Origin of the sequence: Persephonella sp. (genome assembly GCF_027023985.1) — a bacterium.
In the GTDB taxonomy this organism is placed as follows: Bacteria; Aquificota; Aquificia; order Aquificales; family Hydrogenothermaceae; genus Persephonella_A.
In genome coordinates, this window is the sequence record NZ_JALVTW010000002.1 from 1 (window position 1) to 14154 (window position 14154).

Below are 14154 nucleotides of genomic sequence, written 5' to 3' on the forward strand. Positions count from 1 at the left end.
TATCAGGATTTCTCCTTCTTTTATACTACATACTATCTGCAGCTTATATAACAATCAAAACCCTTAAAATACCAGACTTGCCTTTAAATCAGATGATACTAATAGCAGCCTTATATGGAATAAACAAGACTATCCCAAGCATAAAAAAGGTGGCTAAAAATGTTTCTACTCAACTTGATAAATAAAAGGCTTTTCATCTACGGAATTTTAATTGCTTTAATATCAAGTATATTTCTATTTCAAAAGTTGAGAATAGAGCAACTTAAAAGAAATATTTCACAAATAAGATTGCAGCTCCAAGAGATAAATCAAGAGCTAAAACTTTGTAAATCAAACAATAAAACATTCTTGGAAAACATAAGTTCAAAAGATAAGGTAATTAAACAACTCCGGCAAAACTTAAAAGATAATCAAAGATTATGTAGAAAATTGTTAAAAAACAAAGACAATCTCATATCGGGCTTACAGAAATTAAAACAAAGTAAGCCGAAAGACATAAAGCCAGCCACAATAATTAAAAAAGAATGCCAAATCAAAATAGAAACAGGAGAACAGCTTCATGAGAAAGATTTTGTTTTTGACGTGCTTTCTAATATTGGCAAGTAGTTGTGCAACTAAACAAGAACCTAAAGTAGTTTACAAATATATACAGAAACCTGTATATGTTGAGTGTGAAAAACCTGTCATTCCAGAAAAACCTAAGTTCCAGTCTTATGAAATTTTCAGGGTTAAATTTGAAGGAAAGTACTATTACTGTGCTGATGTAGAGAATGCAAAAATAATTAGCGAAAATTGGCTTAGATATAAAAATTGGTGTGAAAGTTTAGAAACACTCCTTAAAAATCCTTAATTCCCATAATTCCCTTTTTTCAATTCTTAGATTTGTTCCTTACCTATATCAGTCTTAAGATTTGAGTAAAACTATTGGAGGCTAAGCCATGCCTGAAGGAATAATGCAAGGACAGAACTTGCCCGGGGAAGAAAATACACCACAAACGTATTCCACAGAAACACAAAATATTCAGGACACGCAGACACAAGATTTTTCTCATGATGATTTAAATGAATTTGGAAGTTTTCTGAATGAGAAGCAAACTGAAGTTAATCAAGATGAATTACCCTCACAGGAAGAACCTCAGTATTATACTGCAGAAGAACTACAACAACTTTTAGAACAAGGTCAAGAAATAGACCCTAATAGGCTTTCCCCAGAAGCAAAGATTTTATATTCAAAATTCTTAGATACAAAACCACAAGAACCTGAATTTAATGAAACTCTTCAGGAGACAGAATTTAACGAAACAAACCCGCAGGAACCTCAACTCCCAGATGATGTCCAATTGCAATATCAAATAATTCAAGAAGCAACAAATATGGCAAATGAAGCATATAAACAGGTCTTTGGAGAAGAATTTGACAAGCTGACTGCTACTCCTGAACAAGAAGAAATGTATAAAACATTTTTAAACCAAGCCAAACAACAAGTAGAGGAACAAGTAAAAGCACAAATACAGCAACAAAGAATGGCAGAGAATGACGCTAAATTTATCCAATATTATGCTCAGAAAATAGGCAAAGACCCTGCAGAAGCACAAAAAGAATTAGAAAGTCTTTTTAAACCTGTAATTGAACCGTTTTTGAAATATCAGCAAGCAATGATAAATGGTGATTTTGAAACTGCCTATAAAATTTTTGAAGAGTTGAAGGCCAAGCAGGCAAATGTGCAACAGCCAAAGCCACAGCAACCTATAAATACTGTTGAAACCCCCTCTGCTCCACAGATTCCTGTTCAGGAGCAAAAGGACGAATTCCAAGAATTTTTAGAATTTTTAAGTTAAGGAGGAGTGAAAAATGCCAGCAATGAACACAACTTATGAAGTAAAACAGCGTTTCCCTGTTGAAAAGGTAAGGAAGGCTTTAGGGATTAAAAAACTCCCGATTTTAAGTGCTATTTCTTCTATTGGCAAAATTGATACAACAGGTATTGAGTGGTATGAAGATGAAGTAATAGGGCTGTTTACTACTGGGACTGGGACAGGAACAGGCGGAGAAATTACAAACACTGACACAACTATTAATGTAGCTACTGCTGATGTATTTGCTGTTGGTGATATCGTAGAAATTGAAAATGAAAGGGTTCAGGTTACAGGGGTAGATTATGCTGCAAATACTATTACAGTTGTTAGAGGCTTTCAAGGAACTACTGCAGCTACACATCCAGCAAATAGTAAATTGGAAGTTGTTTCTTCGGTAGCAACTGAAGGAAATCTCACAGGTGCTTCAAGAGTTTCTGAACCTGTAAAGCATTCAAATGTTACTCAGGTTTTCCAAGACAACCTATATCTTACTGGTTCCTTAGAAGCTATTTCTCCTGAATGGGCAAAAAGTGAGAAAGCAAGGCAGGTAAGACAAAAAATATTCAGGCTTGACTCTCTTAAAGCTCGTTCTGTCTGGTATGGAATTAGGTTTGACTCTACTTCTGAAAAGAAAAGAACAATGGGTGGTATTAACTTCTATGTAGCGAATAAAGTTGATGCTGGGGGAGTTGCTTTAACTCCTGACATGATAATTGACCAGATAATTGCAATGAATAATGACGGTGTATTTGATATGGGGCTTATGCCCGAAATCTGGATAAATCCCTCTTATCAAAAAATCATAAATAGCTGGTGGGATTCTAAGCTCCTTGTTGAAAGAACTGATGAAAAAGTTGGTAGAAAAGTTCTTAAACTTGTAACTAACCAAGGAGATATAGCGATTAAGTATGACAGGACAATTAAGGAAGGAGACCTGTTCCTCATAGACCCTGCTGAAGTTAAAAAGGCTACTCTTAGACCAGATGGAATGGAAAAATTAGCTAAAACAGATGACGGACAAAAATATCTCTTGCTTGAAGAATTTACTATAAAAGTTGAGTATCCATCTGCTTGGAGAAAACTTGAGAATATTGCAGCACCTTAATTAGATAGGAGGAGATAAAAATGGCACAAAATAAACAAACTCAAGAAAATAAACAAGTAAAAGCTAAAAAAACTCCTGAACTTGTAATAGGAGTTAGAGGCTTTTATCACGATGGAAAATATTATGAAGCAATAAAAAGAAATGGAAAATTTATATTTTCTCATCCTGATGAAGAGGTTATGAAAGCTGCCTCCAAATATAAAGTGAAGGGGTAAACTAACCCCTTCCTTTTTGGAGGTTTAACATGCTTGTAAAAGACCTTTTTCAGCAAATCCGATACGCAATCAATGACCAAGATAAGATAGAGTTTTCAGATGCAGAGTTGCTGAATTATGTTAATCAAGCTCAGGACTATATATCCAATATCGCAATTAACAACGGATTTAAAGGACTTTTAAAAGAGACTGATTTAACTCTGACTAATAGTCAGGCTACACTACCGAGCGACTTTGTTAGAGAGTATAGCGTAACTAATGGAATGTTTATCCTGAAATCAGTTCCTCCAGATGCAGAGGTTGATGAGTTTTCTTATAAAATCATTGGTAGAGATTTATATTCCAAAAACGAAAATCTAAAACTTTACTACTTCTATATGTATCCTGCTTATGTTTCTGTTAATGATGAGTTAGCAATTCCTAACATTTTCTTAAACCTACTTAGAGAGATTGCTACATATTTAGCCCTGAACAGGGTAAACATAAACACAAACTTTGAAGTGCAGCTTGCTCAATTTTTTGAGTCAAGACTGCTTCAGGTGATAAACAATTACGGCAACAGCAACATTGAAAGACCTATGCCGTTTGTGGTGTAAGAGATGAGATATCCTAAAACAAGGTATCAGAGGCTTACTTTAACGGATTTTACAGGTGGGCTTAATACGGAAAGGTCTGATTTTGATATTGCTGACAATGAGTTTAAAGTTTTTCAAAACCTTATATATAAATCCGGAGGACCACGGACAAGAGGTGGTTTTCAGATTGAATACGGTTTTACTGCTACTGTTTTATCTGCACTAAAAAGAGATAACCTGATTTATCTGATATTTGATAACGGGGATTTTGGGGTTTATGATACACAGGCTAAAGTTTATACATCAAAAGGAATTATCACAGACCATATAACAATAATCCCAAAACTTGTATGGTTTGACCCTGCTGTAGTTTTTACTGTTGGTAATAGTGTTTGGGTTTACGATACTTCTACAGAAACTCTTACAAAGACTTCATCTCCAGTGGCAAAAGACCTGCTTGTGAAATACGGTCGGGTTGTGATTGCTTCTGGGGATGAGGTCTGGTTTTCAAGGGTAGGAGATGCAACAGACTGGACACCTGACAGTAATGACCCCTCGGCTGCACAGTATTTTCAAATCGGATATAAAGAAGGTAAGGACATAACTGCTATAAATCACTTTTTAGATGATTTGCTTGTTTTTAAAGAGGATAAGATTTATCAGCTTATAGGTATGTCTTCTGTTAAGTTATTGAACAGTAAGAGAGGGGCTATAAATAACAGCTCTACAATTTCTTTAATGTCTGATGTTTACGCAATTGACAAAAACGGCTTTTATTCTGTTGTAAAAGACAGGTTTGTTGATGTAGTAGCTGGAGATTTAGACCTGAAAGTTAAGAGATTTCTAAAAGACAACATAGATACATCTTTAAGGGTTTTCTATTCACAGACTTTAAGAGCTTTTATTATCAAAGGTTCAAGAGAAACATTGTTATATTTTTACGAGTATGGCTCTTTCGGAACTTTTAAAACAGAGCTTCCGATTGATGTTTTTGTTGATGATGGGGCTTTATATGGGCTGAAGGACAATATCTATCTTTACAAAGAGGATATTCCTTATGACAGTTTTTCAGGCTATATCTACGATGCAAGCCAGGAGATAGCGTCCGATAATGAAAATATTTATCAGGTTAAGAGAATATACTCAGCTCTAAAGTCAAAAAAGTTTACTGCAGGACTAAAGAATACAATCGTAAGGTTTGGATTTGGAATAAAAAACATAAAACAGGAAGGCAGTATTTCTATTACGACAGGTAAAAAAACTGCAAATATAAGCATACAAACAAGCTCCGAATATATTTACGATGCTCAAAGTCAGATAACTGACTCTAACTCTTATATCTTCGGAATGCCTGAAACAATTAATAAACACATACACTCAACACAAGTGGTTGATGAACTTGGTTTTTATGTGTCTTTAGATACACCGGCAACGATTTATCAACTCTTTATTGATTACATTCCTATGGAGGCTTAAGATGGCAGATTGGAATAATCCTAATCCGATTAATACAAATCCCAGTGGTGATACGGTTTATCAGGGGTTTGGAAAGGCAGAGAATAATTTTAATGACTTGTATAGCAAGCTTAATCAAGTAAAAAAGCTCCAGACCGGCACAACTGCACCGTCAAATCCTGCTGTTGGTGAATTATGGTTTGATGAGAACACTGGGATACTAAAAAGATACGACGGAACAAACTGGGTTGAGATAGCAAGAGTAGGCAGAGATGCACTAACATTAGAGGGATTAAGGGCTTATCAATTTCTGAGAAGTGATGTTCCTACTCAGCTAAATACAGACAGCAATTGGTTCCCTTTTATTATAAATTCTACTTCACCTGATCCAAACGCCCCAGATAGTATTGGTCTTTCAATCTATCCTGAAAAGGATCAATCCAGAAGGGTAGAGTATTCATCCAAAAAAGACGGGAACTTTAGAATTTATTTATCAGCATATAATGGAAACTTTTTAGAATCTGATTTCGCGGGGCAAAATCTTTTCGTGGCAGGGAAGAAAATCTGGCACGAAGGGAATGACGGAGCTGGAAGCGGTTTAGATGCAGATTTAGTCAGAGGTCTTCCTGCCGATTTTTCAAGTTCGAATAATCCAAATGGGTATCAGAAACTACCAAGCGGGGTAATCATTCAATGGGGAACATTTTCACTCGATGGAGGACCATTTACAGGACATTTCCCAATAGCATTCCCTAATGCCTGTGTATCTGTAGTTGCAACTGATGTAGGAAATGGAGTTCATTCGCTTGGGATTAGCCCTAATGACAATGCTACATTTTCGGCGTGGGCTTCAGCATATCCAACGACTGCAAGATATATAGCAATAGGCTACTAAAGGAGGTTTTTAAATGAAATACGCAGTATTTGATAAAAAAGGGTTTCCAAGAGCTTTTTATGATGATGAAATACACGAAACAATTCCTCAAAACGCTGTCAAAATCACCGAACAACAATGGCTGGAGTTTATTAACAATCAAGGCAAAAGAAAATGGAATTTCAATAAAAATGATGTTGTAGTGTATGAACCTCCTCCACCTACACCTGAAGAGTTGAAGGCTAAAATACAAGGACAACTTACTCAACTTGAAGAAGATAGGTTGAAACTAATACTAAAAAAGTCAGGCTATAACGAGGTTGATATTCTCTTCTATGCAAATCAAGGCGACAGTGAAGCAAAAGGCATTTTGGATTGGTACTCCACATACGACACTCTTATATGGAATTGGATAGATCAGATACTTCCTGTTATAAAAGACTTACAAAGCGTTGACGTGAAAGCTGTTGAAGAAGATTTGTTTAACCAATCAGTAAAAACAAATCCACTTCCTTAAAGGAGAATGAAAATGGGATTATTCGGTGGTTTATTTAAAGGTATAGGAAAGGCATTATTTGGCAGTTCTGATAAAATCAAATGGGCAGACCCAAGAAGAATGATAGCTCCTGCAAGTCCACAGGAAAAAGGGTTACTTGATAGTTTATATCCCTATGCCAAATCAAGTTTAAGCAGAGCTAACACCCTTGGGAATTTGGCTTGGAATAGCGGGTTATTAGGTCAGGCTTTAAATAATCATAGATGGTTGTTTGGACAAACATTAGGGACTTTTAATAATACACTTGGGCAATTGAACCGAATTAGTCATGGAGAATTGCCTGCTTCATATAAAAGAGCTGTCAATTCTATGTTCAAAACACAATTTGGAGACATACTTAATCAAACGGCTAAAAGAGGAATAGTTAACAGTTCTATAACCCAAAGAGCAATAAATGATGCACTACAAAAAGCAGTTGATACCGAAGTTAAATATTTACCATTAGCAGCCGAACTTGCCAAGCAACCTCTTGGAGTTGCCATGTCTAAATATAATTTTGGTATTTCTCAACTCCTTGGATTATTCGGCAGCATGAGAGAATTTGAAAAAGATTATCTGTCGTATCCTGCAAATCTCTGGAATACAATGATGACAGCAAGACATGGTGTTGTTGCACAACCTATAGTGAAGAAAGGTAAACCAGGGCTACTTGGGGCGCTTGGAACTTTAGGTGGAGCTGCTGTTGGAGCTTACTTTGGTGGACCTGTAGGTGCACTTATGGGTGCGCAAACAGGAGGTCTTTTAGGAAATAGCATAGCAACAACATTCAGATAAGGAGAAATGCGATGATAATACTTGGAGACCCAAGAGCTGAGCAAATAAGATTATTTCAGACTGGATTGCTTAATAGTCTTGGATTATTGGCATCTCAGCAACTTAAAAGCGATTTATTACGACAGCAATATGAAAATCAAATAAACAGAGCAAAAGAATTAGCTAAATTCAAGCTTGATCTTGAAAACGAGCAAAGGAAAAAACTTGTTAGGGAATTACTTGGACAACAGCAGGCAGAAGTAATAAACCTTGACCAAACTTTGAATCCCGGAAATATTCAGCAAGACATAAATACAGCCTTTAACAATGCAAGACAACAGGGGCTTTTATTCGGAGCACCGGGAGGCAGTCTAATAGACAGGGCAATGCAGAATTTACCACAGTTAAACCTGCCTAAACCTCGGATTAAAACCCAGTATAAAGGTGGGGTTTTGTCTGAATATGCCAATAAAGACCCCTTTATAGCAAGCAGTATAAAAGCTCAAATATACGGAATCAATTTGCCGAAAGTAGAGAAGCCTAAACCAAAGGTGATAAAAACAGATTTCGTAGATTTAGGAGATAAAAAAGTTGCGGTTGCGGTAATTCAAAATCCTGACGGCACTATCAAGTGGACTTATGACAAGGAAATGGTTAAAGGGATGTCTCCAAAAGAAAGAACTAACTTTAGAATAAGGCTCAGAGAATTAAAAGAGAAACATAGACATAATCTTGCTATTGAAAATATAGAGAAGCAAAAATTGTTTAAGCAGAACAAAGAAATAAATCTTTCAACCGGGCAGTTAATAAGAGTCTTAGACCAGTTCTCCAAAAAAACTTCGGCTGACATATTCGGAAACAAAGTTGAAATTCCAAGAAACGCCACATATCAGGATTTGAAAAAGGCTTTTTCAGGTAAAGATATTTATATAACTACAAAAAATGGAGACAAATATAAAGTTATTGGCATTATTGACAATAAACCATTGATAAACATAAATGGGCAGGGTTACAGGGTAGTAACAGAAAGAAATGGAGAACCGGCAGTTGAGATTAATGTGAAAGGCAAAGTTATAGTTGTCCCAATATCAAAGATAGAAAAATTAAAACAAAGATATCAGTTAAACTCTACAGTAGAAAATTTCACATATAATCCACAAGTTGGTTATAAAACAGCAGAAGATTATTTATCAAAATTCGGGAGTAAATAATGGAAATGGAGAAAGTAACTCCAGATAAAGTTTTAAAAGACCCCGATTTTTATCAGCTTCCAGAATTTGAAAGGATTAAAGTATTAGAAAAAATAGACCCAGATTTTAAAACCTTACCAAAAGAAGAAAAGTTAAAGGTTGTTACAGCTTTTGCAGATAAAAGTAAAGATGAATTGCAAAGTTTATTTGTAAAAGAAGCCCCAATCTATGAAAAAGCCTGGAGACAGTTTGCACACGGAAGTGGTCAGCTTGTAGAGACAATAGGAGAATTGTTTGATAAAGTATCTAAAGGAATTACCTATGACCCATTAATGCAATTTTATACACATAGGGTTGCGGAGGATATCAAGCAGATAGGGAATGAAACAAAGAACTACTGGAAAGCCGATGAATATCAGAATAAATTCCACGGTCTTGGTGGAGAAATAGTTAATGCTTTAATCAGGGAAACTCCGTCTTTAATTGCTTTTAATCCTGGTATGAAAGCAACAGGCAGTCTGGCAATGTCTGCTCTGTCTCCTAAATCAAGGGTTGCAAAATCCGTGGTTGAGTCTCTTGGAACCGGAGCAGGATATACAGCTGTGAACCTGGCAGGTAGAGAAAATTATGATTTAAAAGACGCCGGGATAGATTCTCTCATTGATTTTGGAGTAGGGGTTGCAAGCCCCCATGTAGCAAGGATAGTTAAAGCAGGGGCAAAAAAAGTATCTCCATTTATTGACGATATCCTCTCAGAGTTGAAATCTGTTTTTAAGACAGTTAGAAAAACCAAAAACAAAGAAGCTACTGTAAAAGTAGCTGAATCTTATAAAGCTGCTAAAAATGGGGATAATCAAAAACTCTTAGAATCAACCGATGAACTCTTAAACATGGATAACTTACCTGAAGAAGCAAAGAAACAAATTAAAAGTATTCAAAAGAAAATAAAAGCTACAGAAGACCTACCAGAACCGGTTAAAGAAGTTGGAGCAGAGTCAACAGATGCTTATGTGGATTTGAAATTAGATGAGATAAAACCGGCAAAAATTAACACTCCACTTTTAAAAGGCAGTGATGTAAAAGAAGCATGGGATTATTTTGAAAATAATATCTTAGGAAAAGAGTTTACATCTCCTATTGGGCATAAAATAAAACTCAAAGAAGGCCACTTCTTTAGATTAATAGCAGGTTCAGGGAATAAAAGCCAAAAGAAAGGATTTATAGCTAAAGCTAATTCTCCACAAGAAGCTATCCAGCTAATAAAAGAAGGGAAGGTAAAACCTGAAGATGTTTTTGGATTTGAAAAAACAAGAGCTAAATATTTACCTTTAATCCCTGATATTATAGAAAATCCGCAGATGATATTAAAACAAGGCAAAGATAAATATTACTACTTTAAAACATATAAAACGAATGGTGAAATTGGGCTATTAGGAATTTTCATTGATTTTAAAGAAGGAGGAGTAAATATTGTCTCTTTCCATCCTAAAAATATTAAAAGTTTCTTAAAAAAAGCAAAAAAGAAAAATTATGAATTAATTTGGCCATCTACCCGTTACCCTGCACCGGGTAGACTGTCTGCCAACGGTCAAATGGAGGCAGGGACTCCTCCCGTTGACAGCGCCAATAATAATATAAGTCCTAAACCTGAAAATGGCAATACTGAACTCTACGCAGGTATTCCAGTTAGCAAGATATTTGAAGGGGCTGATTATATTGAAAAACAGGTTAAAGACAAACTATTAGGAGAAAATGTTGTAGCCTTCTGGGATAGAAACTTTAATGACCCAGAAAAAGTCTTTAAAAAGATGGGCAAAGAAAAATACTATGACCTTGTCAAAAGAGCCTTTGAAAAACAGGAACGGCTTGAAAAAGGTTATAGGAAAATAATGGAAAGGATTAATTCTCAGTTGAAAACAGATTCAGACAGGGAAATCTTTGAAAACATATTGCACATAAGGGATAAGTTTGAAATAGAAGATATAACAGATATTGAGAAAGCATTGGGAAATCCTATTCCTGAAAACATTAAAAAGGCTTATAAAGCCTTTGACTCAGGTATGAAATGGGCTGCAAGACAGCTTGATTTAGATAATCCTGTTTATGGATATGTCCCTCACGTATTCAACAACTACTATGTGACAGATAAAAACGGAAATATCCTTGCTACATTCAAAAAACAAGTAGATGCAGAGAAATTTATAAAGAAAAACGCAGGCCTTGTAGAACCTAAAGTTAAAGAATTTAAGTTCAAGCTGGTAAATGCAGAAGATTTAGAAGACCCTAAAAAATTCAAAGAAGCATTAAGAGAAAGAATGAACAGACTTTCTTTCCATAGATACATAGGATTTAAAGAAAAAAGAAAAGGTGTAGGCGGCTGGGAAAACTTTCCTTATCTGGTTTATGACAACGAAGGAAACGTAATAGGCAGGTTTAAAACACTTGCTCCAGCTCAAAAGTTCGCAGCAGAGAAAAAAGGAAAATTGGTAGAACTTCAGGCACTTCCAGAAAAAAGTCTGCTTTCTGATGTTGAATGGTATCTGCATAAAACAGCCAGATACAGAGCTATGGAAGATGTCAAACCTAAACTCATAAGAATGTTTTTATCTGATTATGGCTTAAACCTGCCAAAAGATACTCCAGTAGAAGAGCTTAAGAATGCAATAAGCAGGATTCAGGACCCAAATAAAAGACGAGAAGCAGAATACATAGCAGAGTTTATAAACGATGTTTTAGGACGACCAAGGAAAGGAGAAGAATCATTAAATAATTTCTTAAAAAGAAACAAAAAACTTATGAAAATTGCTGAGAGACTTGGGCTTGCCTATGGAGATAGACCTGGGCTTGTAATGATAAACAAAACTCACAAGGCATTATCCCATGTATATCTGGGGTTTGGTAAACCTATCCAGCTTATAGTTCAGCTTTCAACAATTCCTACAAATACATGGACACTCTTGGCAAAACAGCTTGCAGATAGCGGAGTAAAACACGACCTTGTAAAAGCCGGTGAGTTTGTTACAAAAGCTCTATATGACTTTGCTACAAATAAAAGATTGAGAGCTCTATCATGGAGAATGGTTTCTGATGCTCCAACACTGGCAGATATAAACCAATACACCGGTAAAACATTCGCTAAAGGTATTGCTGAAAACATATCCCTTGCCCCTCTTACCATCGGAGACAGAACAGCAAGAGCCATTGCATTTTTGGCTAAATATGAACAGCTCAAGGCAATGGGATATAAAGGCAATAAAGCTAAACTGGCAAAAGAGTTTGCAATGCAGACAAACTTTAATATGAAAGTTTATGATACTCCACCTGCTCTCAGGAACCCATTGATTAGATTTTATATGATGTTTAAACCTTTCCTGATAAAAGAGTTAAACTTCCTTTTAAGCCTTCCATGGAAGTATAGGATTGCAGGCTCTATGATGCTTGCAACATTTTTAGGAACTCACGCCATGCTTGGATATGAGATTGGAGAATGGCTTGGAATAAATGACTGGCTTTATGAACATGTAGGCAAGCCTTTAGAAGAGCAGCTTGTAAAAGCCGGAGTAATGAGTAGAGAAAAACTCCAAGAACTAAGAGAATACGGGATACTGGGGGCATTAACAGGAATTAGTCTTTATCAAAATATGGGACTTGGTGATATATTTGGAGCTGCTTTATCACCAGTAAAAGATGCTTACAATGCTATAACAGGTAAAGGTGCTACTTCATCTGCTCCTTTAACTTATGTAGCTAATATTATCAGAACTTTAGATGACATTTCTAATCAAGACTGGGAAAAAGCAAAAGAAGACTTTGTGAAACTTCTTCCATCTTATCTGAGAAAAGTAAAAGATGCAGTTGATATACTTACAACAGGGTATATCTACAGAAAAGGCAGACCTATTATCAAAGGCACCACTAAAGACGCAATTGCTCTGCTTCTTGGAGGAACTCCGGTCAAACTGCAGAAGTTTTACAACATGAAGCAGGAACTGAGAGGAGTAAAAGAAGACAGAAGAATAGGCAGAGATAAATTAATGCAAAGACTGCAAGAGGCATATATAAATAAGGACAAGCAGACTTATATAGAAACTGTAAAACAACTTATTCAGGAGGGATACTACAAAGACCAAAGAGCTGTTCAACAGGCTTTATTTAACTACATGTTTAGCAGGAGAGTTCCATCAGAGATTATGCAGTATGCCAAACCTGAAGCAAGAATGCTGTTAATGAAAAAGTCAAAAGGAGAGTTGCAGGAGCTATACAACAAGTTCTACAAAGAATATCAAAACACAAAAGACCCATTCCTTAGAAAAGGATATGAAAGGGCTTTGAGGAATATTATGAGTGTGATGAAAAGTGGGGACTAATTACCATCCCCACTTTCTTCTTTTATACCCTCTTTGATAAGGATATTGGATATTAGGGTTTCTATCGTTGTAGTCGTAATAATTTGATACACCATCTCCGTCATCATCTCGCCACATGTTGTCATAACTCTTATAACTATTTCCCCAATAATCTTTATATGGTTTAGAATAACCTCTTTTACTGCCCCAACTGTCCCAAGCAAACGAAAATGAAAAAACTGCTAATGTTAGAATAATAACCAATGATTTCATAGCTAATCCCCCAAAATTTAAAATTATAAAAATAACGATAATTGCATGAATCTAAATTGGCAAGGCATACTTACAGATAGCAAAAGGTAAACAGATATAGTCCAAAGATTATATCTCTGATTTTCATTTAGAAACTATTTAATTTCACATTAATTATATATGCTGCTAAAGGAAAGGCTGTAATTATGCTACCAGACACCATTCCGACAATAGGGAAAACTGTTTCAAATTGTTCTTCATCTTTAACAAAGAAAGGAACAATTACAGCAATTAGTGCCATTATCCCAAAACTTATTATTGTCCAAGTAATAACTATTATAATTGTTTCAAGAATAGAAGGATATTGAACAAATCCTAAAATAGGATATGTTTCCTTAACATTGGAGAGAAAAGCATTAAATATTATCACGCCCATAATAAATTCGCTGATAATATTATTTTGCATAATTGCATTAACTACAGGGATTAAAGATAAAAAAACAACGAAGAAAAAACCAATTAAACTTGCTTTTAATATAGAACCTATATTAGAAATTAAAAATTCTAAACCATTTTCAGGAATTTCAAATAGAACAAGTGTAAGCCAAGCTACCATTAAACTTAACGCAACACTTTGCAGAAAAGATGATATTAACAATGAAAATATTCCTGTTCCTATTTTATCTTTAATTAAAAATATTCCTGAAAGAAAAACAAGAGAGAATGTAAATAGTCCATAAATTATAACAGGAATTAATACTTTAAAACTAAACAAGATACTTAAAATTTCCCCTATATGAGAAAACATAATCCCCTCTTTTCGCTAAACATTTATCTTTTTCTTTTCATCTTTTCCAAATAAAACATACACAATACCAGAAGCAATAAGGACAAATCCCAAAACTATAAAAATAGCTAATTCACTACTTATCTCCATTGCTTTCTCCTTTACTTATAAAAAACATTCCAAGCACTAC

General features: G+C 35.2%; 15 protein-coding genes. 13 read left to right on the plus strand and 2 right to left on the minus strand.

The annotated features are described in order from the left end of the window. The 13 genes from MVE07_RS00095 to MVE07_RS00155 all read left to right on the plus strand — a co-directional run. On the plus strand, positions 1–185 hold a 185-nt coding region (locus tag MVE07_RS00095), incomplete at its 5' end, for a hypothetical protein (protein ID WP_297452586.1). Positions 186–246: 61 nt separating this feature from the next. Continuing rightward, complete coding sequence (locus MVE07_RS00100) at positions 247–606, plus strand: hypothetical protein (protein WP_297452587.1); 360 nt, start codon at positions 247–249, stop codon at positions 604–606. Continuing rightward, entirely contained in the window at positions 596–850 is a 255-nt protein-coding gene (locus tag MVE07_RS00105) for a hypothetical protein (RefSeq protein WP_297452589.1), read from the plus strand. Before MVE07_RS00100 ends, MVE07_RS00105 begins: the two co-directional genes overlap by 11 nt. Positions 851–938: 88 nt before the next feature. Continuing rightward, positions 939–1838 (plus strand): hypothetical protein, encoded by a 900-nt coding sequence (locus MVE07_RS00110; protein ID WP_297452591.1) that lies wholly within the window; start codon positions 939–941, stop codon positions 1836–1838. Between the two features lie 13 nt (positions 1839–1851). Beyond that, a complete protein-coding gene (locus MVE07_RS00115; RefSeq protein WP_297452593.1) occupies positions 1852–2961 on the plus strand; it encodes a DUF5309 family protein in 1110 nt (369 codons plus the stop codon). 20 nt (positions 2962–2981) lie between these two features. After that, positions 2982–3176, plus strand: coding sequence for a hypothetical protein (locus MVE07_RS00120; RefSeq protein WP_297452594.1), 195 nt, complete (start codon positions 2982–2984; stop codon positions 3174–3176). Positions 3177–3205: 29 nt separating this feature from the next. Beyond that, positions 3206–3772 carry a hypothetical protein gene (locus MVE07_RS00125; RefSeq protein WP_297452595.1) on the plus strand — a complete coding sequence of 189 codons (567 nt, stop codon included), beginning with the start codon at positions 3206–3208 and terminating at the stop codon, positions 3770–3772. 3 nt (positions 3773–3775) lie between these two features. After that, positions 3776–5227, plus strand: coding sequence for a hypothetical protein (locus tag MVE07_RS00130; protein WP_297452596.1), 1452 nt, complete (start codon positions 3776–3778; stop codon positions 5225–5227). A 1-nt stretch (position 5228) separates the two neighbouring features. Beyond that, the gene (locus tag MVE07_RS00135; RefSeq protein ID WP_297452597.1) at positions 5229–6101 is read left to right on the plus strand and encodes a hypothetical protein; all 873 of its coding nucleotides are present in this window, start codon (positions 5229–5231) and stop codon (positions 6099–6101) included. 13 nt (positions 6102–6114) lie between these two features. After that, on the plus strand, positions 6115–6597 hold the full coding sequence (locus MVE07_RS00140) for a hypothetical protein (RefSeq protein WP_297452598.1): 483 nt from the start codon (positions 6115–6117) through the stop codon (positions 6595–6597). 12 nt (positions 6598–6609) lie between these two features. Next, a complete protein-coding gene (locus MVE07_RS00145; RefSeq protein WP_297452599.1) occupies positions 6610–7410 on the plus strand; it encodes a hypothetical protein in 801 nt (266 codons plus the stop codon). 11 nt (positions 7411–7421) lie between these two features. Next, a complete protein-coding gene (locus MVE07_RS00150; protein ID WP_297452600.1) occupies positions 7422–8600 on the plus strand; it encodes a hypothetical protein in 1179 nt (392 codons plus the stop codon). Next, positions 8600–12946, plus strand: a complete 4347-nt coding sequence (locus MVE07_RS00155) for a hypothetical protein (RefSeq protein WP_297452601.1) — start codon at positions 8600–8602, stop codon at positions 12944–12946. Before MVE07_RS00150 ends, MVE07_RS00155 begins: the two co-directional genes overlap by 1 nt. Here the strand turns inward: MVE07_RS00155 and MVE07_RS00160 are convergent, their stop codons facing one another. Next, positions 12947–13198, minus strand: a complete 252-nt coding sequence (locus MVE07_RS00160) for a hypothetical protein (protein WP_297452602.1) — start codon at positions 13196–13198, stop codon at positions 12947–12949. Between the two features lie 127 nt (positions 13199–13325). Continuing rightward, the gene (locus MVE07_RS00165; protein ID WP_297452603.1) at positions 13326–13985 is read right to left on the minus strand and encodes a hypothetical protein; all 660 of its coding nucleotides are present in this window, start codon (positions 13983–13985) and stop codon (positions 13326–13328) included. Positions 13986–14154: the final 169 nt, after the last annotated feature.

Bases quoted from the DNA above. Each gene is read 5' to 3' on its own strand.
- MVE07_RS00160 (WP_297452602.1), bottom strand. From the start codon at position 13,198: ATGAAATCATTGGTTATTATTCTAACATTAGCAGTTTTTTCATTTTCG.
- MVE07_RS00165 (WP_297452603.1), bottom strand. From the start codon at position 13,985: ATGTTTTCTCATATAGGGGAAATTTTAAGTATCTTGTTTAGTTTTAAA.
- MVE07_RS00135 (WP_297452597.1), top strand. From the start codon at position 5,229: ATGGCAGATTGGAATAATCCTAATCCGATTAATACAAATCCCAGTGGT.
- MVE07_RS00145 (WP_297452599.1), top strand. From the start codon at position 6,610: ATGGGATTATTCGGTGGTTTATTTAAAGGTATAGGAAAGGCATTATTT.
- MVE07_RS00120 (WP_297452594.1), top strand. From the start codon at position 2,982: ATGGCACAAAATAAACAAACTCAAGAAAATAAACAAGTAAAAGCTAAA.
- MVE07_RS00115 (WP_297452593.1), top strand. From the start codon at position 1,852: ATGCCAGCAATGAACACAACTTATGAAGTAAAACAGCGTTTCCCTGTT.
- MVE07_RS00140 (WP_297452598.1), top strand. From the start codon at position 6,115: ATGAAATACGCAGTATTTGATAAAAAAGGGTTTCCAAGAGCTTTTTAT.
- MVE07_RS00150 (WP_297452600.1), top strand. From the start codon at position 7,422: ATGATAATACTTGGAGACCCAAGAGCTGAGCAAATAAGATTATTTCAG.
- MVE07_RS00110 (WP_297452591.1), top strand. From the start codon at position 939: ATGCCTGAAGGAATAATGCAAGGACAGAACTTGCCCGGGGAAGAAAAT.
- MVE07_RS00125 (WP_297452595.1), top strand. From the start codon at position 3,206: ATGCTTGTAAAAGACCTTTTTCAGCAAATCCGATACGCAATCAATGAC.
- MVE07_RS00130 (WP_297452596.1), top strand. From the start codon at position 3,776: ATGAGATATCCTAAAACAAGGTATCAGAGGCTTACTTTAACGGATTTT.
- MVE07_RS00155 (WP_297452601.1), top strand. From the start codon at position 8,600: ATGGAAATGGAGAAAGTAACTCCAGATAAAGTTTTAAAAGACCCCGAT.